Genomic DNA, 23,764 nt, shown 5'->3' with positions numbered 1-23,764 from the left:
AGTGGGTTATCAGCCCGCCAGGCCGACGTACACGTTCTGCACGTCGTCGTTGTCGTCGATGGCTTCCAGGAATGCCTCGACTTCAGCCATGTGCTCGTCGCTGAGCCCGCTGACCGGGTTCTTGGGGGTGTAGCCGATCTTGGCCGAGATCACCTTGAAGCCCTGTTGCGGCAAGGCCTTCTGTACCGCGTCCAGGTCGGTGGTGTCGGTGATGAACAGGGTCGAGCCCTCTTCTTCACCTTCCGCGAAGTCCTGTGCACCGGCTTCGATGGCGGCCATTTCCGGGTCGGCATCAGGGGTTTCAGGGCTGGCTTCGATCAGGCCGACATGGTTGAAGTCCCAGGCCACCGAACCCGAAGCGCCCAGCTGGCCCTTGCGGAACAGCACGCGAATCTGCGCCACGGTGCGGTTGACGTTGTCGGTCAGGCATTCGACGATCAGCGGCACCTGATGCGGGGCGAAGCCTTCGTAGGTAACGTGGTGGTACTGCACCGCGTCGCCATCCAGGCCCGCGCCCTTGCGGATGGCGCGTTCCAGGGTCTCTTTGGTCATCGAGGCCTTCTTGGCCTGTTCCACGGCCAGGCGCAGGCGCGGGTTCATGTCCGGGTCGGCACCAGCCTTGGCCGCGATCTGGATCTCCTTGGACAGCTTGCCCATGATCTTGCCCTTGGCGTTGGCTGCTACTTCTCTATGCTTGGCTTTCCACTGTGCGCCCATCTCGACTCTCTTGTTTCAGCTGCCGGTTCAGGTAGCGACCAGCAAGGTGGCGTGCAGTTTATACAGGCTGCGCCGGGCAATCGACAAAAAAACGCTGGGCTGTTGCCGGGCCTGGTGAACCCTTCGCCGGCAGGGCCGGCTCCTACTGGCGTTGCAGGAGCCGGCCTTGCTGGCGAAGAGGCCAGCATCCACAACCTAGAAACCACTTTAAGTTGTGATTTTTATTTCATATATATCAATCAGATAAGCCAACAACCTCATGTAGTTAAGCAGCTTCACGCTGCGCCACCGCCTGCGCCGCCGCCAGCATCGCCCTGAGCAGCACTGCGCACCCGGCCGCCAGGTCCTTGGGGTCGGCATTCTCGATTTCGTTATGGCTGATGCCGCCCTCGCACGGCACGAAGATCATCCCGGCCGGGCCCAGTTCGGCCAGGAAGATCGCGTCGTGCCCGGCCCCGCTGACGATGTCCATGTGCGACATGCCCAGCCCCTGCGCCGCGCTGCGCACCGCCTCCACGCAGCCCTTGTCGAAGTACAGCGGCGGGAAGTCCGCGGTGGGCGTCAGCGTGTAGGTCAGCCCATGCTGCTGCGCGGTCGCGGCGATCACCTCCTGCACCTGGGCGATCATCGAGTCCAGCCGCGCCGGCTCCAGGTGACGAAAATCCAGGGTCATGCGCACCTCGCCGGGGATCACGTTGCGCGAGCCCGGGTACGCCTGCAGGCAGCCCACCGTGCCGCACGCATGGGGCTGATGCTCCAGAGCCACGCGGTTGACCGCCGCCACCACCGCACTGGCGCCTACCAGGGCGTCCTTGCGCAGGTGCATCGGGGTCGGCCCGGCGTGGGCCTCGACACCGCGCAGGGTGAGGTCGAACCATTTCTGCCCCAGCGCGCCGAGCACCACGCCGATGGTCTTGCGCTGGTCCTCCAGGATCGGCCCCTGCTCGATATGCGCCTCGAAATAGGCGCCCACCGGGTGCCCACTGACCGCGCGGGTGCCGGCGTAGCCGATCGCATTCAGCGCCTCGCCCACGCTCACGCCCTGGGCATCGCGCTTGGCCAGCGTCTCCTGAAGGGTGAACTTCTCGGCGAACACGCCCGAGCCCATCATGCACGGCGCGAACCGCGAGCCCTCCTCGTTGGTCCACACCACAACCTCAAGTGGCGCCTCAGTTTCTATCTGCAAGTCATTGAGTGTACGAAGAACTTCCAGCCCGGCCAGCACTCCGAAGCAGCCATCGAACTTGCCGCCGGTGGGCTGGGTGTCGATATGGCTGCCGGTCATTACCGGCGGCAGTTGCGGGTTGCGCCCGGGCCGGCGGGCAAAGATGTTGCCCACCCCGTCCACGCTGACGGTGCAGCCGGCAGCCTCGGTCCATTGCACGAACAGGTCGCGGGCCTGGCGGTCCAGGTCGGTCAGGGCCAGGCGGCATACGCCTCCTTTGGCGGTGGCACCCAGTTGCGCCAGCTCCATCAGCGACTGCCACAGGCGCTGGCCATCGATGTGGGCCTGGGTACTTTGCAGAACGTCCTTAGCGGTTTGCATGAGCATCTCCTGCTTGGCCGGCCTCTGCGGGCCGTGGGGTTACACGGTGGGTTTGAGGCTGGTGGCACGCGCGCCCTTCAGGCTGCCCAGGGCGTAGTAGATCACCCCGCCCAGCGCCGAGCCGGTGAACCAGCCGAAGTCGTAGAACCAGCTGAACGCCGGGCTGTGCAGCGACAACAGGGTCAGCACCACCGGCACGCCGAAGGCGATGAAGCCGGTCGCGTTCCAGGCCGGGTACACGTCGTCGCGGTACAGCCCGGCAAGGTCGAGGGTCTGCTTGCGCAGCAGGAAGTAGTCCACCACCATGATCCCGGCAATCGGCCCCAGCAGGCTGGAATAGCCCAGCAGCCAGTTGGAATACACCGACTCCAGGCTCACGTCCGAGACGATCAGGCCGAGCTTCTTGAGCAGCTCATGGGCCATCAGCAGCAGGCCCACCAGCCCGGTCAGCAGCACGGCGGTGGTACGCCCGATCCACTTGGGCGCCAGGTTCTGGAAGTCGTTGGTGGGCGAAACGATGTTGGCCGCGGTGTTGGTCGACAGTGTGGCGATGATGATCAGCGCCATGGCCAGCGCCACCCACAGCGGGCTCTGGATATGCCCGATCAGGCTCACCGGGTCGGACACCGTCTCGCCCACCAGCGAGGCCGAGGCAGCGGTCAGCACTACCCCCAGCGCGGCAAACAGGAACATGGTCAGCGGCAGGCCGAAGATCTGCCCCAGGATCTGGTCCTTCTGGCTTCGGGCGTAGCGGCTGAAGTCCGGGATGTTCAGCGACAGCGTGGCCCAGAAACCCACCATGGCGGTCAGCCCGGCGAAGAAGTAGCCGGTCACGCTGGCGCCTTCGGGGCGTTTGGGCGGCTGCGCCAGCAGTTCGCTGAACGACACGTTGGGCAGCGCCCACACCAGCAGCCCGGCACCCACCAGCACCAGCAGCGGTGCCGACAGGGTTTCGAGCCACTTGATCGACTCGGCGCCGCGCAGCACCACCCACAGGTTAAGGCACCAGAACAGCATGAAGCCGATGACCTCGCCGGTGCCGCCCAGCGCCTTCCATTCCGGCCAGAACGAGCCCAGGAAGAGGTGGATGGCCAGCCCGCCGAACATCGTCTGGATACCGAACCAGCCGCACGCCACCAGCGCGCGGATCAGGCACGGCACGTTGGAGCCGATGATGCCGAACGAGGAGCGCAGCAGCACCGGGAACGGGATGCCGTACTTGGTGCCGGGGAAGGCATTGAGCGTCAGCGGGATGAGCACGATGGTGTTGGCCAGCAGGATCGCCAACAGCGCCTCGCCCACCGTCAGGCCGAAGTACGCCGTGAGCACCCCGCCCAGGGTGTAGGTGGGCACGCAGATCGACATGCCGACCCACAGTGCGGTGATGTGCCATTTGTTCCAGGTGCGCTGCCCCACCTTGGTCGGGGCGATGTCATGGTTGTAGCGAGGGCTGTCGAGGACGTCGGTGCCGGCGTCGAGCTCGAACAAGCCGTCACGCTCGCTCACTTGCGATCGGGTCTGGTGCATTGGCCGCTCCACTTTTCTGGTTATGTGCACCTCGCGATGAGGCGCCGGAGTCTTGCGCGTGCAGGTAAGGCAATCACGGTCAGGTGATCTGAGAAATCTTGACCATTTACGCATCCTGTCAAGCAAGACAGGACTCGCCAGAAACCTTTCCTAACCCGTAAAAAGAAGTTTTATTCTTATTTTTCAATAAGTTGAAAACAGAATAAGCATATAAAAAATAATCTTGCCCAATCCCGGATCGCCAACTAGATTCAATTCTTGACGGCGATGACAGGATTACTCCGGCGCCGATCACGACAAAAATCTAGAGCCGGTAGCAACCGGTCAAGCCTGCGAGGAGCTTCGTGATGACGCTTTTGATTCGTGGCGCCACCCTGATTACCCATGACGAGAGTTACCCGGCCGACGTGTACTGCGCAGACGGCCTGATCCAGGCCATCGGCCACAACCTCGACGTCCCCGCCGGCTGTACCGTGCTCGATGGCAGCGGGCAGTACCTGATGCCCGGCGGCATCGACCCCCACACCCACATGCAGCTGCCCTTCATGGGCACAGTGGCCAGCGAGGACTTCTACACCGGCACCGCCGCCGGCCTGGCCGGCGGCACCACCTCGATCATCGACTTCGTGATCCCCAACCCGCAGCAATCGCTGCTCGAAGCCTTTCACCAGTGGCGCGGCTGGGCCGAGAAATCGGCGGCCGACTACGGCTTTCACGTGGCCATCACCTGGTGGAGCGAGCAGGTGCGCGAGGAAATGGCCGAGCTGGTCAACCACCACGGGGTGAACAGCTTCAAGCACTTCATGGCCTACAAGAACGCGATCATGGCCGCCGACGACACCCTGGTCGGCAGCTTCGAGCGCTGCCTGGAGCTGGGCGCGGTGCCCACGGTGCATGCCGAGAACGGCGAGCTGGTGTACCACCTGCAGCGCAAGCTGCTGGCCCAGGGCATCACCGGCCCCGAAGCGCACCCACTGTCGCGCCCTTCGCAGGTGGAAGGCGAAGCGGCCAGCCGTGCCATCCGCATTGCCGAAACCCTCGGCACCCCGCTGTACCTGGTGCACGTGTCCACCCGCGAGGCGCTGGACGAGATCACCTATGCCCGCGCCAAGGGCCAGCCGGTGTACGGCGAAGTGCTGGCCGGGCACCTGTTGCTGGACGACAGCGTGTACCAGCACCCCGACTGGCAGACGGCGGCCGGCTATGTGATGAGCCCGCCGTTTCGCCCGCGCGGGCACCAGGAGGCCCTGTGGCACGGGCTGCAATCGGGCAACCTGCATACCACCGCCACCGACCATTGCTGCTTCTGCGCCGAGCAGAAGGCCGCGGGGCGTGACGATTTCAGCCGTATCCCCAACGGCACGGCGGGCATCGAGGACCGCATGGCGGTGCTGTGGGACGAAGGCGTGAACACCGGCCGGCTGTCGATGCAGGACTTCGTCGCCCTCACCTCCACCAACACCGCCAAGATCTTCAACCTGTACCCACGCAAGGGTGCGCTGCGGGTCGGCGCCGATGCCGACCTGGTGCTGTGGGACCCGCACGGCACGCGCACCATCTCGGCCAAGACCCACCACCAGAACGTCGACTTCAACATCTTCGAAGGCAAGACGGTGCGCGGGGTGCCCAGCCATACCATCAGCCAGGGCAAGCTGGTGTGGGCCGACGGCGACCTGCGCGCCGAGCGCGGCGCCGGGCGCTATGTCGAACGGCCGGCATACCCGGCGGTGTTCGACCTGCTGAGCAAGCGTGCGCAGCAGTGCAGGCCCGGCGCGGTCAAGCGCTGAGCCTTTAAAGCATCGCGGGTCAAGCCCGCTCCCACAGGTATCGTGCGATCCCGGTGGGAGCGGGCTTGACCCGCGATGGGCGCGCCAGCGCCCCGGTTTCTATAAAAAAACAAAGAGGCCACTACCGTGATCAACGCCTTGAACCATCTCCCGCACCCGCAAGACGACAACGCCACCCTCGCCACGCATTTCAGCGACCTGGCTCCACCCCTCACCCCGCGCCAGGCCGCCGTGGAAAGCGCGCGCTGCCTGTACTGCTACGACGCCCCCTGCGTCGACGCCTGCCCCAGCGACATCGACATCCCCTCCTTCATCCGCAACATCCAGCAGGACAACGTGCAGGGCGCGGCCATCAAGATTCTCTCGGCCAACATCCTCGGTGGCAGCTGCGCCCGGGTGTGCCCCACCGAGATCCTCTGCCAGCAGGCCTGCGTGCGCAACAACGCCCAGGAATGCGCCCCGGTGCTGATCGGCCTGCTGCAACGCTACGCGGTCGATCATGCCGAGTTCGCCGAGCACCCGTTCCAGCGTGCGCCCAGCACCGGCAAGCGCATCGCCGTGGTCGGCGCCGGCCCCGCAGGCCTGGCCTGCGCCCACCGGCTGGCCTGGCACGGGCATGAGGTGGTGATTTTCGAAGCACGGGAAAAGGCCGGCGGCCTCAACGAATACGGCATCGCCAAGTACAAGCTGGTGGACGACTTCGCCCAGCGCGAGCTGGACTTCGTGCTGCAGGTGGGCGGTATCGAGATCCGCCACGGCCAGGTGCTGGGCGACAACCTCAGCCTGGGCGAGCTGCAACAGCAGTTCGACGCGGTGTTCCTCGGCCTGGGCCTGGCCGCCAGCCGCCAGTTGGGCCTGCCCGACGAAGGCGCCCCCGGCCTGCTCAGCGCCACCGAGTACATCCGCGAGCTGCGCCAGGCCGACGACCTGAGCACCCTGCCCCTGGCCGAACGCTGCATCGTGCTCGGCGCCGGCAACACCGCCATCGACATGGCAGTACAGATGGCCCGCCTGGGCGCCCATGACGTCAACCTGGTGTACCGCCGTGGCCTGCAGGACATGGGCGCCACCCAGCATGAACAGGACATCGCCAAGGCCAACCAGGTACGGCTGCTGACCTGGGCCCAGCCCGAGCAGGTGCTGCTCGACGACCAGGGCCGGGTGCGCGGCATGCGCTTTGCCCGCACGCACCTGGTGGACGGGCGTCTGCAAACCACTGGGCAAACCTTCGAACTGGCGGCGGATGCGATCTTCAAGGCCATCGGCCAGGCCTTCGACGGCCAGGCCCTGAGCGACCCGCAGGCCCTGCAACTGGAGCGTGATGGCGAGCGTATCCGCGTGGACGACAACCTGCGCACCAGCCTGCCGGGCGTGTACGCCGGCGGCGACTGCACGCACCTGGGCCAGGACCTCACCGTACAGGCCGTGCAGCACGGCAAGCGGGCCGCCGAGGCCATCCATGCCCAACTGACCCTCAACGTGGAGGCCGCATAAATGGCAGACCTGTCGATCGAATTCGCTGGCATCAAGGCGCCCAACCCGTTCTGGCTGGCCTCCGCACCGCCCACCGACAAGGCCTACAACGTGATACGTGCGTTCGAGGCCGGCTGGGGTGGCGTGGTCTGGAAAACACTGGGCGAAGACCCCGCCGCCGTCAACGTGTCGTCACGCTACTCGGCGCACTTCGGGCCCAACCGCGAGGTGCTGGGCATCAACAACATCGAGCTGATTACCGACCGCTCGCTGGAGATCAACCTGCGCGAGATCACCCAGGTGAAAAAGGCCTGGCCCGACCGCGCGCTGATCGTGTCGCTGATGGTGCCGTGCGTGGAGGACGCGTGGAAAACCATCCTGCCGCTGGTGGAGGCCACCGGGGCGGACGGCATCGAGCTGAACTTCGGCTGCCCCCACGGCATGCCCGAGCGCGGCATGGGCGCGGCGGTGGGCCAGGTGCCGGAGTACGTCGAGCAGGTGACACGCTGGTGCAAGACCTACTGCTCGCTGCCGGTGATCGTCAAGCTCACCCCCAACATCACCGACATCCGCCAGTCGGCCCGCGCCGCGCACCGCGGCGGCGCCGACGCAGTGTCGCTGATCAACACCATCAACTCGATCACCAGCGTCGACCTTGAGCGCATGATCGCCCTGCCGATCGTCGGCGAGGCCAGTACCCACGGTGGCTACTGCGGTTCGGCAGTGAAGCCGATCGCGCTGAACATGGTGGCCGAGATCGCCCGCGACCCGGCCACCCACGGGCTGCCCATCAGTGGCATCGGCGGCATCGGCAGCTGGCGGGATGCCGCCGAGTTCATTGCATTGGGTTGCGGCTCGGTGCAAGTGTGCACCGCGGCGATGCTGCATGGCTTTCGCATCGTCGACGAAATGAAGGACGGCCTCTCGCGCTGGATGGACAGTCAGGGCTACCACAGCCTGCAGGACTTTCGCGGGCGCGCGGTGGGCCACACCACCGACTGGAAGTACCTGGACATCAACTACCAGGTGATCGCCAGGATCGACCAGCAGGCCTGCATCGGCTGCGGGCGCTGCCACATTGCCTGCGAAGACACCTCGCACCAGGCCATCGCCAGCCTGGTCAAGGCCGAGGGAGGGCACCGCTACGAGGTGATCGACGCCGAGTGCGTGGGGTGCAACCTGTGCCAGATCACCTGCCCGGTCGAGGACTGCATCGAGATGGTGCCCCAGGACACCGGCAAGCCGTTCCTGGACTGGCTGCACGACCCACGCAACCCCTACCGCGAGGCGTCCTGAGGCTGCGCCCCGCGCAGGTCTTCGAAGCAGGCCTTGTTCCCGTCCACCTGAACAGACGCCCGGGGTAGGTTCGCCGCCTCCCCGGTCGGCGTCTCCACATGCCAGTAGCAGTGCTTGATCGCGCGGGTGATGGCCACGTAGGCCAGGCGCAGGATCTCGTCCTTCTGGGCGTTGTCGTAGCCTTCGGGGTCGCCCGCGCGGCCCAGCCCGGCCTGGCGGTACACCTGGTTCTTGTACGGCGAGCGCGTCAGGTGCTGGCAGTCACCGAGCATGAACACCGCATCGGCCTGCAGGCCCTTGGCGCTGTGGTAGGTGAGCTGGCGGAACCGCCGCTGCGCCGCCGGCAGGCTGGCCTCGTGGTTGAGCAAGGGCTGCAGGTGCTCGGCAATCACCGACTTGTCGACGCTCTTGCGGTACAGCAGCATCACCGACTCGCCATCGCGGTAGTGGTCCATCAACTGCCGGGCCAGTGTGGCTTCGTCGCGCTCCATCACCATCACCGGCACCGGCTGCTCGGCCGCCGGGCCACAGGCACGGGCCTTCTTGCCGGCAATTGCCGGGGCCGACTTAACGATATGCTCGGCTGCATCGATGATGTGCTGGTGGCTGCGGTAGTTGTCGGCCAGCATCACGCGGGTGGTGCTGGGGGCGACGAACTGCTTGGCGAACTCCATGAAGTACTTAGGCGAGCTGCCGCGCCAGCCATAGATCGACTGCCAGTCGTCCCCAACGCACAGCAGCGAGGAATGCTGCGCCACCTGCCCCACGTGCATGGCCGGGCCGCGCCGGCGGATCTCGCGCAGGCAGGCGCGCAGCCACGAGACGATCTGCGGCGACACGTCCTGGAACTCGTCGATCATCAGGTGCGACAACGGGCGCAGCATCGGGTCGGGCAGCAGGCGCAGGTTTTCCGGGTTGTTCTCGCCGAACAGCGCGAACATGCGGTTGTAGCTCATGATCGGCGGCGACTGTGCCAGCAGGTGCACCTCCAGCGCCTTCCAGTACAGGCTCAGGGCCTCGAAGAACAGCGCGTCGGTGTCGCCCTGCGGGAAGCTCATGCCGCCCACCGCCACGCTCACATCCAACCCCAGGTTCTCGATGAACCCGGCAGCGCCGACGAACGCATCCAGCAAGGGCGCCGCGCCCAGCTCGCCTTTTACCTTGTAGTCAAAGCCCGGCCCGGCCACTGCATCACCGGCCAGCGAGGCGGTGAGGCGTTTGGCCGCCGCGTAGTTTTCCAGCCAGATCACCGGCTTGTCGCAGAACGCCTGGAACAGCGTGCGCTTGATCACCCATTCGGCCCACACCGGCAGCTTGGCGCCGGGGCGCTTGTACTGCTGATTCTCCTTGGGGTCGAAACCCAGCACCACCCAGGCGTCAAGCTCGGCGATATGGCCGTGGAAATGAAAGCGGCTGCCGTTGATTTCGACGGTTTCGCGGCTGGGCTCGATACCCTTGATCGGCCAGGCACCTGCCTGGAACCACAGGTCTTCGATCACGTCGCACAGCTCTTCGTCGCGCCCGGACGACAGCTGGGTCACCGCCACGCGCTTCTGCACGTCGGGGTGGTCGCGGTCCAGGGCCTTGAGCTGCAGGGCTTCGCGGCGCAGCCCGGCAATCAGCTCGGCGAACCGCGGGCTGGTGTGCAGCAGGTCGCGGTAGCACAGGTTGAGTTGCTGGCGCTGGGCATCGTTGATGCGCAGGTCGAACGGGTTGCTGTCCACGCCCGCCTCGCTGCCCCCGGGCTGCTCGCTGCCCAGGGTCTCGAATGCCCGCACCTGGCTGAAGCCCGGCAGGCTGCGCACCAGCGGCAGGATGCGCGAATGGAAGGTGCGCACCAGCTCACGCGCCTGCACCGGGCTCAGGGCCAGTTGCCACAGGCCGAACACCTGCACCAGGCGGGCAATGAAGTCCTTGCGCGACTCGCGGGTGAAGGTGACCACGGTCATGGCCTCCAGCTCGAAGCCCAGGTAATGGCGCAGCAACAGGATACGCAGCACCAGCGAGGTGGACTTGCCAGCGCCGGCGCCGGCGATCACGCAGGTGGACGGCGTGTCGCTGAAGATCATCTTCCACTGCGCTGCGCTGGGTTGGGCGTGGGCCGGCAGGCGCGCGGCGACGTCGGCCTTGAAGCGCTTCTTCAGCTCGGGGGTCAGCGGCAGGCGCCAGTCGTCGAACAGGGCATCGTCCAGCCCCGGCACGCCGTGGGCATCCGGGCGCGTATCGCGGATCACCAGCACCTGGCGCCCGGCCTCGAAACCGTCCACGCGCCCTTCTTCATAGCCTTCACGCAGCCCGTCGGCATGCCCGGTGCGCTGGCCGTTGGCATGGCCCTGGAACCACGAATCTCGGTGCTGTGCCTGCAACCGGCTCAGGCCACGGCCCAGCAGGCGTGCGGCCAGACGTCTGACCCAGGGCAGTTGCGCGGGTGGGGTTAGATCCGTGGGTAGCTTGGGACGCTCGTGTGACACACCGACTCCGGCAATCAATTCAATCAGCGGCCATGTTCGCCTTATCACGACCAAATCACCAGCCGAATGCTTTCACATCAGTGGATTAGGCGACGAAGCGGCGAAACTACCGCAGGTTATATATCGAATATAACGATCATATTTAGCCGATATTTACGCTTTTTTTCGATGTTTATCGAGAGGATCATCAGCGCCATCCACCTGATTACCGAGGACACGAGCATGCTGCAACTGCGCCCCTTCGACACCCTTGGCCACGCCAACCATGGCTGGCTGGATGCCCACCATCACTTCTCCTTTGCCGAATACCACGATCCGCGCCGCATGAACTGGGGCACGCTGCGGGTATGGAACGACGACCTGATCGCCGCCGGCAGCGGGTTCCCGCCGCACCCGCACCGCGACATGGAGATCATCACCTATGTGCGTGAAGGCGCGATCACCCACCAGGACAGCCTGGGCAACAAGGGCCGTACCGAAGCCGGTGACGTGCAGGTGATGAGCGCCGGTACCGGCATCACCCACAGCGAGTACAACGTGGAGGCCGTGGACACGCGGATCTTCCAGATCTGGATTGTGCCCCAGCGTGTGGGCCAGGCACCGTCGTGGGGCGTGCGGCCGTTTCCCAAGGGCGAGCGCGGCGAAGGGTTCGTGACCCTGGCCAGCGGGCGCGAGGGGGATGAAGGCAGCCTGGGGATCCGCGCCGATGCGCGGCTGGTGGCGGCGACGCTGAAGGCCGGGGAAAGCGCCGAGTACCGCATCGATGCGGGTCGCCGGGCCTACCTGGTGCCGGCCAAGGGCGTGATCGAGGTCAATGGCCTGCGCGCCGAGGCCCGCGACGGGGTGGCGGTGGAGGATGAGCAGGTGCTCAGGGTGGTGGCGCTGCAAGACAGCGAGATTGTGCTGGTGGATGTGGCGTAGGCATTGACCCTTTCGCCGGCAAGGCCGGCTCCTACAGGTTCACGCATCACCTGTAGGAGCCGGCCTTGCCGGCGAAGAGGCCGAATCAGGCGATGGCAGCGTCCACCAGCTCCTGCGCCTCACCCACCAGGCGCTGCAGGTGCGCGTCGTCGACGAAGCTCTCCGCATAGATCTTGTAGATGTCTTCGGTGCCCGACGGCCGCGCCGCGAACCAGCCGTTGGCCGTCATCACCTTCAACCCGCCAATCGCCTGGTCGTTGCCCGGCGCATGGCTGAGGATCTGCTCGATCGGCTCGCCTGCCAGCGTGGTCGACTTGACCTGCTGCGGCGACAGCTTGCCCAACTGGGCCTTCTGCTGCGGCGTGGCCTTGGCATCCACCCGGGTGGAGAACGGCCTGCCCAGCGCCTCGGCCAGCGCCTCGTATGCCTGGCTTGGGTCGCGCCCGGTACGGGCGGTCATCTCTGCCGCCAGCAGCGACGGGATCAGGCCGTCCTTGTCGGTGCTCCACACCGTGCCGTCCTTGCGCAGGAACGAGGCGCCGGCGCTCTCCTCCCCACCAAAGCCCAGCGAACCGTCGAACAGGCCATCGGCGAAATACTTGAAGCCCACCGGCACTTCGTACAGGCGACGCCCCAGGCGTGCCGCCACGCGGTCGATCATGCCGCTGCTGACCACGGTCTTGCCCACGGCCGCATCGGCGCGCCATTGCGGGCGGTTCTGGAACAGGTAGTCGATGGACACCGCCAGGTAGTTGTTCGGCGCCAGCAGGCCACCTGACGGGGTGACGATGCCGTGGCGGTCATGGTCGGGGTCGCAGCCGAACGCCACGTCGAACCGATCGCGCAGGCCGATCAGGCCCTGCATGGCGTAAGGCGAGGACGGGTCCATGCGGATCTGGCCGTCCCAGTCCACGCACATGAAGCGGAACGTGGGGTCGACCTCGGTGTTGACCACGTCCAGGTCGAGCTTGTAGTGCTCGGCAATCGCCGACCAGTAACGCACCCCGGCACCGCCCAGCGGGTCGACACCCAGGCGCAGGCCCGCACCACGAATCACATCGAAATCAATCACATTGACCAGGTCGCTGACGTAACTGCCCAGGTAGTCGTGACGGTGCGTGGTGCTGGCCTTGAGGGCCTGTGCATGGCCCATGCGCTGCACGCCCTTGAGGCCGTCGGCCAGCAGTTGGTTGGCCTTGGCCTCGATCCACTTGGTCACGTCGCTGTCGGCCGGGCCGCCATTGGGCGGGTTGTACTTGAAGCCGCCACTTTGCGGCGGGTTGTGCGACGGGGTGATCACGATGCCGTCGGCCAGGCCACGGCTGCGGCCACGGTTGTAGCAGATGATGGCGTGGGAGATGGCCGGGGTCGGGGTGTACTCGTCATCCTTGGTCAGCATCACCTCGACGCCGTTGGCTGCCAGCACCTCCAGTGCGGTAGCCGCCGCCGGGGTCGACAGCGCATGGGTGTCGATGCCGATGAACAGCGGCCCGTCGATGCCCTGCGCCTTGCGGTACAGGCAGATGGCCTGGCTGATGGCAAGCACATGCGCTTCGTTGAAGCCCAGGTCCACGGAGCTGCCGCGGTGCCCCGACGTGCCAAAGGCAACGCGCTGGGTGGCGACGCCTGCATCGGGCTGGCCGGTGTAGTACGCGGTCAGCAGCTGGGGGATATCGACCAGCACGGAGGCTGGCGCCGGTTTACCCGCCAAGGGACTGAGCTTCATGCAAAACCTCAAGTAAAGATGTACAGGGTGATGAAAATACGCAGTTTACTGGCACTTCGACCACAACGCGACGGCGGCGATCCCGCCCGCCGCGACTATTTGTACTGCGGTGCCCACCAGCCGGGAAACATCCGCTGCACCCGGGGCTCGGCAAAACGGTCGTCGATCAGCATGACCACACCGCGATCTTCAGTGCCACGTATCACCCGCCCGGCCGCCTGGATCACCTTCTGCACGCCGGGGTACAGGTAGGTGTAGTCGAAGCCCGCGTCGAACAGAGCGCCCATGCGCAGCTTGAGCTGTTCGTTCACCGGGTTGACCTGGGGCAGCCCCAGGGTGGCAACGAAGGCGCCGATCAGCCGGGTGCCAGGCAGGTCGACCCCTTCGCCGAACGCCCCGCCCAGCACGGCGAAGCCCACGCCCTGCCCGTCTTCGACAAAGCGTTCGAGAAAGCCCTTGCGCTGCGCCTCGTCCATGCCGGGCGACTGCGACCATTGCACGATGTGCGGGTAGCGCTCGGCCAGCAGCCGCGCCACCTGCTGCTGGTAGTCGAAGCTGCTGAAGAACGCCAGGTAGTTGCCCGGCTGGAGGCGGTACTGCTCGGAGATCAGTTCCACGATCGGCGCCAGTGACGCCTGCCGGTGCTGGAAACGCGTCGACACGCTGCTGATCACGCGCACCTGCAACTGCTCGGCGGCAAACGGCGAGGCCACGTCCAGCCACGCGGTGTCGGCCGGCAGGCCGAGCAGGTCGGCGTAGTAATGGCGTGGGCTGAGGGTGGCGGAAAACAGCGTGACGCTGCGCGCAGCGGCCATGCGCGGGCCGATCAGCGGCGCCGGCACCACGTTGCGCAGGCACAGGGTGGACAGGCTGCGCCGGCCCGGGCCGTCGCGCTTGCTGATGTCGAACACGAAATGCTCGTCGAACACCTCACACAGGCGCAGGAACTGCGAAGCCTGAAAGAAGAGCTGCAACAGCGGCCCTTCGACGCTGGCAGGCTGCTGGTTCATGCTGTCCTGCACATGGCTGACAAAACGCTGCAGCGCCTTGAGAAAGGCCTCGGGCAACTGGCCGGTGGCGCGGTAGGGAACGTCCTGGTCCTTGTGCACGGCGTTCCAGGCCCGGTCAAGGCGCTGCAAGGCGTTGGCCATGCCTGCCGGGGGATCACGCCGCAGGGCCTTCAATTGCCATTGATCGAGGCTCACGCTGTACATCTGGCGTGCACGCTCCACCAGGTTGTGCGCCTCGTCCACCAGCACCGCCACCCGCCACTGGTCGAGCTGGGCCAGGCCGAACAGCAAGGCGCTCTGGTCGAAGTAGTAGTTGTAGTCGCCCACCAGCACATCCACCCAGCGCGCCATCTCCTGCCCCAGGTAGTAGGGGCACACCTGGTGCGCCAGGGCTACCTCGCGCAGGCGGGCCTGGTCCAGCACCGGCTGCTGCGCGGCGGCCTGGCGGGCGGCGGGCAAGCGGTCGTAGAAACCCTTGGCCAACGGGCAGGCTTCGCCGTGGCAGGCGGTGCCGGGAAACTCGCAGGCCTTTTCCCGTGCCACCAGTTCCAGGCTACGCAAGGCCAGCTCGGGGCTGCTGTGCATGACCCGCTGCACGGCCTCCAGCGCCAGCGCCCGCCCCGGCGTCTTGGCGGTCAGGAACAGCACCTTGTCCAGTTGCTGCGGCACCATCGCCTTGAGCAACGGGAACAGCGTGCCCAGCGTCTTGCCGATGCCGGTGGTGGCCTGGGCCATCAGGCAGCGGCCGGTGCTTACCGCCTTGTACACGGTTTCGGCCAGCTCGCGCTGCCCGGTACGAAAGCTGGCGTGGGGGAACGCGAGCGCCTGCAGGCCGCTGTTGCGCAAGGCCTGGCGTTGCATCTGCTGCTGGGCCCAGCGCAGGAACAGCGTGCACTGGGCGATGAAGAACTGCTCGAGTTCGGCGGCGGTATGGCGGGCCTCCACCAGGGTTTCGCGGTCGCTGTCCACGTCCAGGTACACCAGCGCCAGGTTCACCTCGGCCAGTTCTCGCTGCTGGCACAGCAGCCAGCCATACACCCTGGCCTGTGCCCAGTGCAGTTGGCGGTGGTTGTCGGGCTGGCTGGCCAGGTCGCCGCGGTAGGTCTTGATCTCTTCCAGGCGGTTGAGCGCCGGGTTGTAGCCGTCGGCGCGCCCGCGTACCTGCAACTGCTCGAACTGCCCCTCCAGCGCCACCTCCGACTCATAGCCCCGGCCCCGGCGCGTGACCACCGTGCGGTGGCCGGTGATGCCCTCCTGGGCCGAGGGCGACGGGGTGAAGCGCAGGTCCAGGTCACCGACCTTGGCGGTGAACTCGCACAGCGCACGCACCGCTACCTTGTAGCTCATGCTGCCGGCTGTGCCCACTGCACGTGGCACACCTCGACGGGCAGGCCGTGCTCGGTGCAGAAGGCGATCCAGCGCAGCTGGTTGTCCTGCAGGCGATCGCCCGGGCCCTTCACTTCGATCATGCGGTAGCGCCGTTGCCCGGGCCAGAACTGGATCAGGTCCGGCATGCCGGCGCGGTTGGCCTGGATATCCTCCAGCAGGCGCTCGAAGCAGCGCTTGAGGTGCGCCGCCGGCAGGCAGTCCAGGGCCTGCTGCAACAGCGTGGCATCCAGCAGTTCCCAGTACACGAAGGGTGATTGCAGGCCGTGCTTGGCCTGGTAGTTGGCCAGGATGGTGTGGCGGTAGCGCTCATCGTCCAGCTGCCCCAGGCAGGCGGCAAAATGCTCGGCGCGGCGCGCCTGGAAGCCGGCATCGTGCAGGTCCAGCGGGCCGCTCTGGAACGGGTGGAAGAACGCGCCGGGCACGGGCGCGAAGATGGCTTCCCAGCACAGCAGCCCGAACAGGCTGTTGAACAGGGTGTTCTCGACGTAGTGCACCGGCCCGTCATCGGCCGCCAGGTGCACCTGCACCGCCTGCTCCACGCCAAGCGTCGACAGATCGACAGGCAGGCACAGGTCCAGCCGGCTGATCGCTGCCGGGGCGCGCCGACGCTGTGGCGGGCCGCCCAGCTTGCGCTGCAGGCGGGGCAAGATGCGCGCCAGCGCCTGGACCTCCAGCGCGTTGGCTGGTTTGGCGCCCACTACGCTGGCAAGCTCCAGGGCGGCGGCATGATCGGCGCTGCGCTCCAGCACGCGGATATGCCGGATGCGTGCCTGGGGGTGGTTGCTGCGGGGGTAGATGTTCAGGGCCTGGGCCCAGTCGCCGCTGCGCTCGCAATGCTGGCCAAGCTGGAACAGCAACCTGGCGCGGCGCCGTTCCAACCACGGGTTGCTCGGCTGCAGGCCGTCCAGCAGTGCCAGCACCTGCTCGACCGGCTGCCCGGCCTCGAGCTGCTCGGCACAGGTGTGCAGGGCCAGGCACAGGTCGATATCGGCGCGCTCGCGCAGCGCCCGGGAATCCTCGCCGAACGCGACCTGCTCGTAGCGCAGCAGGCCAAGGTCGGCGAGCACGAACTCCGACCAGTCCTGGTGCAGGTTGCCGAAAAACAGCAGACGCAGACGATCGCACAGCGCCTGCAGGTGCAGCACGTACACCGGTTCGTCGAATTCGGGCCACCACTGACGCAGGGGCCTGGCCTCGGCATACAGCGCCGACAACTGTTCGAGCAGTTCGCCCTTGGCAGCCCGCGGGCGCTCCAGCACGTCGGCGAAACAGCGGGCGATTTCGTCCTTGCGCAGCAACTGGAACAGGTGGTCCAGGCCCAGGCTCGGCTGGTCGTCGAGCCAGCCCAGCGCCACCAGCGGCGCGGCGGCAGGCTCGATTGCGCCGATTTCCAGGTAGGTCAGCTTGCTGGCGCGAAACATCACACCCTTGCGCATCACCATGCGTACCAGCAGGGCCTGGGAGGCCTGGCCCAGCGTCGCGAACTGTTGAATGAAGGCGTGTTCGTGTTCATCGAGCAGGTCGGCGTAGCGCAGTTGCACCCAGGCCAGTACCTGCTGAAAGTTGCACAGGTAATAGAACGGGTCGGCGACGGAATGGGCGATCACGGAGCGGGTAACCAGCAGAAGGAATCCACTGGTTATACATACAGACAGGCGAGCTTGGCAACTTCAGCGGATCAATGGCGCAACCGGCCCGGATCGCTGTCGCGGGCCCGCGCCAGCAGCGAACGTCCACCGGCGGCCGCTTCACTTTCGCGCTGGTAGAGCATCTGCAGCGTGCTCAGGGACAAGCCGCTGATCTCCTCCAGCCATTGCACCATGGGCTGTGGCGAGGGTACGCCCTTGAGTGCCTTGTGCAGGTAGGGCAGCGCCGCCTGCATGCCGGGGTGCCGCGCCTGTACGAAGCGCTCCAGGTTGCGCCCGCGGTCGACGAAGGGCGCGAACAGCAGGCAGGCCAGCTGTTCTTCGTTGAGGTTGTAGCCCTGCAGGGCGAAGTCGTCTGCCAGGCGGCGTCGCTGGCCGTGGCGCTCGCGGTCTTGCCAGGTTTCCATGGCCAGTGCCTGCAGCGCCGCCGGCACCGGTTTGCGCCGCAGCTGGGCCTTGACCTGCTGCAGGTGCTCGGCAATGCCCAGCGCATAGTCCTGCCCCTGCACCCACTGCGCGCGCAGCCCGGCAAGGTGTGCCATCAGCAACGGGTTGGCACAGGCCGACTGGCTGAAACCCAGGGCCAGCTCGTCATAGCGAAACCTGAGAAATTCGAGCAGCAGCACGCTCTGCCCCTGCTGGCTGTCCTGCAGCAGGTCGGCGATGTCGATGAAGCGCGGGATACGGCGGGGGCCGGGGACCTGCCGAAGGGGCTCGGCTGGCAGCCCCAGCACCTCGTTGAGGTAGATGCGGCGCAGTTGGCCAAGGCCCTGCAACAGGGCGCCGGGGTGTGAGTGGGCCGGCCTTGCACTGCTCAACCCGGCCTCGCGCATCATGCGGCGGCCCCACGCCAGGTAGCGTTTGCGCTCGGGCATCGGGTCGGCGTTGATCAATGCGTCCACCCCGCCCTCCCAGCCCATGCCCTGGCGGTACAGTTCGGCCAGCGCCAGGTAGAAGCGATTGCAGAACATCGGCCGCACCTGGCCGGCGGTCAGGTGCCCGGCAACCAGGGTGTCGAAGCGCTCGACCTGCTGCTGACGCGGCGACAGCGGCTTGAGTGCATCGAAGTGCTGGAGGCCGCCGTCGTCCAGCACCAGCAGCTCGACCCGCAGGTCGTCATGCAGCACCAGCGCCGAATAGCCACGCTCGATGTTCTCGATCACCGCCGTCGACATGCCCACATGGCGGGCGGTGACCACGCGCAGCTCGAAGGTGGCCGGCGCACGCGCCGCAATGCTCAACTGCGCGGCGCGCAGAAACGCCAGGGCGAAGGAGCTGTCCTTGCCGCCGCCATGGGCCAGCATCACCTTGAAGTCGCCTATGCGCTCGATCCCGCCGGCGGCCACCAGCATGCGCTGGATAAGCAATTGCAGCGACGCGCGCTGGCCCTGGGTAAGGCACTCGAGCAGTCGCTGCAGGACCTGCTGGTAAATGTGAGTCATGGCTTGATCGTGGAGGGTACTCATGGTGTATACCTGATTCGATAACGACTGCCGGCAGCCGGAAGTTACCCGATGCGGGTAACAGGACATCGTTGCGTAACAACGGCAAAGTGAATTAAAAAAAGAATGATGGTCTTAGGATGTTTCTTACAACTTCCTACGATTATTCCGACTCAGGTCGAAACAGCATCGCCCGATGACCACCCTTGCCCCGGACAGCGCCCCCCCGGCGCGTTGCGTGCGAGGGCCCCACCTCCATGAACAGTACAGCTGGCACACCATATCTCGCTCCTTGAGATGATTGATGGTTGGATGAACAGCGCCGCCTTAGGCACGACAGTGCCCGACGCCCATAGGAAACAGCAGCCCTTCCACGCGAAGATGTAATTTTACGGACACCGGAAAGTCTTTATTCCCACGCCCACAACATAACGCAAGCGCCGTACTTAGTCCGCACAAGTTAAATAGGAAACATCTGAAACTTTAATAAGAAATTTCCACAAAAAAGCCCGAGACTCGGCTCGGGCTTGGCGTGTCGCGCAGCCTGTCAGGCGTCAGGCAGCACCAGTACCACGCGGCCTCCACACGGGCACTCGTCCATGTGGCGGTGTGCGGCGACGACCTCGTCGAACGGGTAGGCCTTGATGATGTGTGGCAATACCTGGCGGTCGGCGGTGAACTGGTTGATATCGCGCAGTGCGCGCTGCAGCGCCACCTGGTCCTGGGTGATGCCCAGCTCCGGCTTGCCGGTGAAGTTGCTCACGCAGTGCACGAAGAACTGGATGTTCTTCTGGAACGCCGCACAGGCCGGGAACGGCGTCTGGTTTCCGCCCTGCAGGCCGTACAGCACCAGGCTGCCGCGTGGCGCCAGCACATCGCCCAGCAACGACATCTGCGGGCCGCCCAGGCCATCGAGCACCATGTCCACGCCACGGTTGTCGGTGTACTTGTTGATCTGCATGAGCAGGTCCTGCTCTTCGGTCACGATGACCTTCTCTGCCCCCAGCTTGAGCAGGTTGTCGCGCTCGGCGCTGTCCTTGGTTGCGGCGATCACCTTCAGGCCCAGGGCCTTGCCCAGTTGCACGAAGGCCGGCCCGGCGCAGTGGCTGGCGTCGGTGACCAGGGCGGTCTGCCCGGCCTTGGCCCGGGCCAGGTCGACATAGGCGAAATAGGCGATCAGCAGCGGCGTGTAGTGCACGCTGGCCTCGATCGGGCTGAGGATATCGGGGTAGCGGGTCAGTGCATTGCGCGGCAACACGATGACCTCGCCATACACCGGGTGCTCGTTGGGGCTGGTGGCCGGAAAGCTGGCGACCTTGTCGCCGATGGCCAGGTCGTCGACGCCGGCGCCGAGGGCGGTCACCACACCGGCCATTTCGTGGCCGATGCCGGCCGGCAGGCGCGCATGGGACGGCGCCAGGTTCTGCCGCCACAGCACGTCGTACCAGCTGATGCCGATAGCCTGCACCCGCACCTGTACTTCACCGGCAGCCGGTTGCGGCGTGGCCACGTCCTCGCACTTGAGCACCTCGGCCTGGCCGAATTTGTGAAAACGGATCATGCGGGACATCGCAAACCTCGCCTAGTGAACCTCTAATACCCGCAACTCTATCGGGGCTATAGCGGTTAGACCATCAGTGGCCATTAATAGTCAACATGCCTGTCATTGATTGGTGATAGCGCCTGCTGCGCAATTTATGCGGTGCAGGGTACCGTCTTTGCCCTTAAGATTCACCCCTGCCCCGACCAGACCTATGAAGCGAAGCCGATGAACCGTAACGACTTGCGTCGCGTCGACCTGAACCTGCTGATCGTGTTCGAGACCTTGATGCACGAGCGCAGCGTCACCCGCGCCGCGGAAAAACTGTTCCTCGGCCAGCCGGCCATCAGTGCGGCGCTGTCGCGCCTGCGCAGCCTGTTCGACGACCCGCTGTTCGTGCGTACCGGGCGCAGCATGGAGCCCTCGGCGCGGGCGGTGGAGATCTTCGCCCTGCTCTCCCCCGCGCTGGACTCCATCTCCACGGCGGTAAGCCGCGCTGCCGACTTCGACCCGGCCACCAGCACGGCGGTGTTTCGCATCGGCCTCTCCGACGACGCCGAGTTCGCCTTGCTGCCGCAACTGCTCAAACGTGTGCGCGCCGAGGCGCCGGGCATCGTGCTGGTGGTGCGCCGGGTCAACTACCTGCTGATGCCCTCGCTGCTGGCGTCGGGTGAAATCTCGGTGGGCGTGAGCTGGACCAGCGACCTGCCGGCCAACGCCAAGCGCAAGGTGCTGCGCCGCAGCAGGCCCAAGGTGCTGCGTGCCGACAGCAAGCCGGGCAGCCTCAGCCTGGATGAATTCTGCGCACGCCCGCATGCCCTGGTGTCGTTTGCCGGCGACCTGAGCGGGTTCATGGACGAGATCCTCGAGAAGCTGGGGCGCAAGCGCCATGTGGTGCTGGCCGTGCCGCAGTTCAACGGCCTGGGCAGCCTGCTGACCGGCACCGACATCCTCGCTACGGTGCCGGACTACACCGCCGAGCAGCTGACCGCCGCCGGCGGCCTGCGCGCCGAAGACCCGCCGCTGGAGGTGCAGAGCTTCGAGCTGCATATGGCGTGGCGCGGGTCGCAGGACAATGATCCGGGGGAGCGGTGGTTACGGTCGCGGATTCAGATGTTCTTTGGCGACCCTGACAGTCTTTAGGGGCTTCGCGCATGCTTGTTAGCTGGTCATTTCTACTTTTTTCGAGCCTCAAAGAGCCATTTACTTCCAGCTAATTGCTACATTTTGGGCATATTTGAGGGCATGCTTTGGATGGTTTGAAAAGGATGCCCCCAGTCTGGCGGCAAGCAGGCTATTAATGAGGATGAATGGACTGAAGGGATATGAGCCCCCGCCCCTACCCGCATCAATGGCCGAGTCGTTGTGAGCGCGCCATCCACCACGCTGAACAAATGCGTGCAAATGTAAAAAATTATGATGGCATAATGCCTCTTCAATCGGCAAAATCCACACGCCCCCAAAGGATTTGAAGGACCGGTTCCGATGACATGGCCAGTCACGCTGAAACTCGACAGCGCAGCCTACCCGCTCAACGTGGTACAACGCACCGCTTATTCCCTTGCCGATACTTTCACGATCCAGGTCGGCATTGAAGCCAATCAGATAAGCCTCATGGCCCACCCCGCTAAAGCAAGGTTAATGCTTTCCCCGGAGCAGGCCCACTCGCAGATCCTTCAGCATCTGAACGACTTCGCCCTACGCGACCATATCAACCGCGAAACAGCAGGGCTGCGCGAAGTCCTGGCCCGAGCCGCGCTCGCTGGATGTGGGATTTCCCAGTGACACTGATTGCGACAGACGCCAAGCACTACCGCTTGCTGCCTTTTCGATTCATGCGCATGAACACGGGACATGACCGTGACATCCTGCTCACCTCCGATACCGGTGAGTACATGCACGTGAACGACGCGCAATTACGAGCCCTCAGTTACTTCGACGTTCAAGCAAGTACGCCTTTTTACAAGGACCTGCTGGCCCGCCACTTCATCTACGAACCAGGCTGCCACGACCCGTTCCCGGAAATGGCAGCGCAGTATCGCAGCCGCAAGGACTTCCTCTTCCAGGGCCCTGCACTGCACTTGTTCGTGGTTACATTGCGCTGTAACCACACCTGTCAGTACTGCCAGGTGTCGCGGGCCCCTCTGGGAGGATCCGGACACGACCTGTCGGAAGCGGATGCGCAGGCGGCGGTCGATCGCCTGTTCGAATCGAACGCTCCCGCACTGACTGTGGAGTTTCAGGGTGGCGAGCCGCTTCTGGCCTTCGAGCGCGTCCGCCAGATTGTCGAATGGGTCGTTGAACGGAACGTGGTCGAACAGCGGGATATCCAATTCGTCATTACAACCACGCTGCACCACCTGACGGAGCAAATACTCGACTTCGCAGAACAACATCGCATCCAGTTTTCGACCTCGCTCGATGGGCCGGCGCCCTTGCACAATGCCAACCGCCCTACCCCGTCACGAGACTCCTACGAACGCACTGTAAAAGGCATCCAGTGGGTCCGTGAGCGCCTTGGCCAAGATGCAGTTTCCGCGCTGACCACGCTGACTTCCAGAAGCCTCGAACAGCCTGAAGCGATCATCGATGAGTATGTTAGCCAGGGTTTCTCCAGCATTTCGCTTCGGCCTCTTAGCCCTTATGGCTTTGCCACCAAGAGTGCCCATCGACTTGATTACCCTATTGAGCGATACCTAGTCTTCTACAAGAAGGCACTGGCCTATTTGCTGAATATCAATCAACAGGGCGTATACCTTTGCGAAAGTTATACGAGCCTGTTGCTGAAAAATATCCTGACACCCTTTTCCTCCGGCTACGTAGACCTGCGTTCCCCTGCTGGCGCTGGCACTGCGGCGCTGGTTTACAACTATGACGGTTACGTCTATCCCTCGGACGAAGCCCGAATGCTGCTGGAGATGGGTGAAGAAGGCTTGAGGCTCGGCACCGTGCAGCAACCCTTGTCTGAATTACTCACATCGCCCGTCATGAATGCGTTGCTCGCCAGTGGTGTTGCAGAGGCGCTGCCGGGCTGCTCCGATTGCGCACTTGTCCCGTACTGTGGCGCTGACCCCATCGAACACTATGCCCGCCAAGCTGACCCGATCGGACACCGAGTGTTCAGCAGCTTCTGCAAGAAGAACATGGGGCTGCTGAAGCATCTTTTCGGCCTGCTTCGCGATGGCGACGACAACGTGCAGAGGGTGCTGCTGTCTTGGTTGAACAGGCGCTCTTACAGTGATGTCCGGTTCCCGGGGTACAAGGGCTGAAGGC

Annotated in this window: 16 protein-coding genes; 7 read left to right on the top strand and 9 right to left on the bottom strand. The window is 65.1% G+C overall.

Annotated elements, in window-relative coordinates; genetic code table 11:
* Positions 1-9 precede the first annotated feature (9 nt).
* The 3 genes from LOY33_RS10945 to LOY33_RS10935 all read right to left on the bottom strand — a co-directional run bounded on the left by LOY33_RS10945 (position 10) and on the right by LOY33_RS10935 (position 3,790).
* Entirely contained in the window at positions 10-717 is a 708-nt protein-coding gene (locus LOY33_RS10945) for a YebC/PmpR family DNA-binding transcriptional regulator (RefSeq protein ID WP_043863975.1), read from the bottom strand.
* A gap of 265 nt (positions 718-982) precedes the next feature.
* Positions 983-2,263 carry a Zn-dependent hydrolase gene (locus LOY33_RS10940; protein WP_043863976.1) on the bottom strand — a complete coding sequence of 427 codons (1,281 nt, stop codon included), beginning with the start codon at positions 2,261-2,263 and terminating at the stop codon, positions 983-985.
* Between the two features lie 39 nt (positions 2,264-2,302).
* Positions 2,303-3,790 carry an NCS1 family nucleobase:cation symporter-1 gene (locus tag LOY33_RS10935; RefSeq protein ID WP_043863977.1) on the bottom strand — a complete coding sequence of 496 codons (1,488 nt, stop codon included), beginning with the start codon at positions 3,788-3,790 and terminating at the stop codon, positions 2,303-2,305.
* A 347-nt stretch (positions 3,791-4,137) separates the two neighbouring features.
* Here LOY33_RS10935 and hydA point away from each other — a divergent pair, with 347 nt between their 5' ends.
* From hydA to preA, 3 genes are all read left to right on the top strand, one after another.
* Positions 4,138-5,577, top strand: a complete 1,440-nt coding sequence (hydA, locus tag LOY33_RS10930; RefSeq protein ID WP_054914390.1) for a dihydropyrimidinase — start codon at positions 4,138-4,140, stop codon at positions 5,575-5,577.
* Between the two features lie 126 nt (positions 5,578-5,703).
* On the top strand, positions 5,704-7,071 hold the full coding sequence (locus tag LOY33_RS10925; RefSeq protein ID WP_043863979.1) for an NAD(P)-dependent oxidoreductase: 1,368 nt from the start codon (positions 5,704-5,706) through the stop codon (positions 7,069-7,071).
* Positions 7,072-8,346, top strand: coding sequence for an NAD-dependent dihydropyrimidine dehydrogenase subunit PreA (preA, locus tag LOY33_RS10920; RefSeq protein ID WP_253086945.1), 1,275 nt, complete (start codon positions 7,072-7,074; stop codon positions 8,344-8,346).
* On the opposite strand, the gene LOY33_RS10915 is transcribed toward preA, so the two are convergent.
* Positions 8,328-10,817, bottom strand: coding sequence for a UvrD-helicase domain-containing protein (locus tag LOY33_RS10915; protein WP_258662622.1), 2,490 nt, complete (start codon positions 10,815-10,817; stop codon positions 8,328-8,330). The genes preA and LOY33_RS10915 overlap by 19 nt on opposite strands.
* Positions 10,818-11,039: 222 nt before the next feature.
* Between LOY33_RS10915 and LOY33_RS10910 the strand changes: the two genes are divergently transcribed.
* Positions 11,040-11,738, top strand: coding sequence for a pirin family protein (locus LOY33_RS10910; RefSeq protein ID WP_043864092.1), 699 nt, complete (start codon positions 11,040-11,042; stop codon positions 11,736-11,738).
* An 85-nt stretch (positions 11,739-11,823) separates the two neighbouring features.
* On the opposite strand, the gene pgm is transcribed toward LOY33_RS10910, so the two are convergent.
* From pgm to LOY33_RS10885, 5 genes are all read right to left on the bottom strand, one after another.
* Positions 11,824-13,464 carry a phosphoglucomutase (alpha-D-glucose-1,6-bisphosphate-dependent) gene (gene pgm / locus LOY33_RS10905; protein WP_258662621.1) on the bottom strand — a complete coding sequence of 547 codons (1,641 nt, stop codon included), beginning with the start codon at positions 13,462-13,464 and terminating at the stop codon, positions 11,824-11,826.
* A gap of 95 nt (positions 13,465-13,559) precedes the next feature.
* Entirely contained in the window at positions 13,560-15,821 is a 2,262-nt protein-coding gene (locus LOY33_RS10900) for an ATP-dependent DNA helicase (RefSeq protein ID WP_258662617.1), read from the bottom strand.
* On the bottom strand, positions 15,818-17,470 hold the full coding sequence (locus LOY33_RS10895) for a VRR-NUC domain-containing protein (protein ID WP_078481719.1): 1,653 nt from the start codon (positions 17,468-17,470) through the stop codon (positions 15,818-15,820). The genes LOY33_RS10900 and LOY33_RS10895 overlap by 4 nt, the downstream gene beginning before the upstream one ends.
* A gap of 71 nt (positions 17,471-17,541) precedes the next feature.
* On the bottom strand, positions 17,542-18,951 hold the full coding sequence (locus LOY33_RS10890) for a hypothetical protein (protein WP_082405692.1): 1,410 nt from the start codon (positions 18,949-18,951) through the stop codon (positions 17,542-17,544).
* A 547-nt stretch (positions 18,952-19,498) separates the two neighbouring features.
* Positions 19,499-20,521, bottom strand: a complete 1,023-nt coding sequence (locus LOY33_RS10885) for a zinc-dependent alcohol dehydrogenase family protein (RefSeq protein WP_043863985.1) — start codon at positions 20,519-20,521, stop codon at positions 19,499-19,501.
* Positions 20,522-20,719: 198 nt separating this feature from the next.
* Between LOY33_RS10885 and LOY33_RS10880 the strand changes: the two genes are divergently transcribed.
* The 3 genes from LOY33_RS10880 (at position 20,720) to hxsB (ending at position 23,760) form a co-directional block, all read left to right on the top strand.
* Positions 20,720-21,634 (top strand): LysR family transcriptional regulator, encoded by a 915-nt coding sequence (locus LOY33_RS10880; RefSeq protein ID WP_043863986.1) that lies wholly within the window; start codon positions 20,720-20,722, stop codon positions 21,632-21,634.
* Positions 21,635-21,976: 342 nt separating this feature from the next.
* The gene (gene hxsD, locus LOY33_RS10875; RefSeq protein WP_054914385.1) at positions 21,977-22,276 is read left to right on the top strand and encodes a His-Xaa-Ser system protein HxsD; all 300 of its coding nucleotides are present in this window, start codon (positions 21,977-21,979) and stop codon (positions 22,274-22,276) included.
* A complete protein-coding gene (gene hxsB, locus LOY33_RS10870; protein ID WP_258662612.1) occupies positions 22,273-23,760 on the top strand; it encodes a His-Xaa-Ser system radical SAM maturase HxsB in 1,488 nt (495 codons plus the stop codon). Before hxsD ends, hxsB begins: the two co-directional genes overlap by 4 nt.
* The last annotated feature ends 4 nt before the right edge of the window (positions 23,761-23,764 follow it).

This window comes from Pseudomonas sp. B21-036 (assembly GCF_024748925.1).
In the GTDB taxonomy this organism is placed as follows: Bacteria; Pseudomonadota; Gammaproteobacteria; order Pseudomonadales; family Pseudomonadaceae; genus Aquipseudomonas; species Aquipseudomonas palmensis.
The sequence above is the reverse complement of the archived record's forward strand: the minus strand, read 5'-3'. Positions and strand labels throughout refer to the sequence as shown.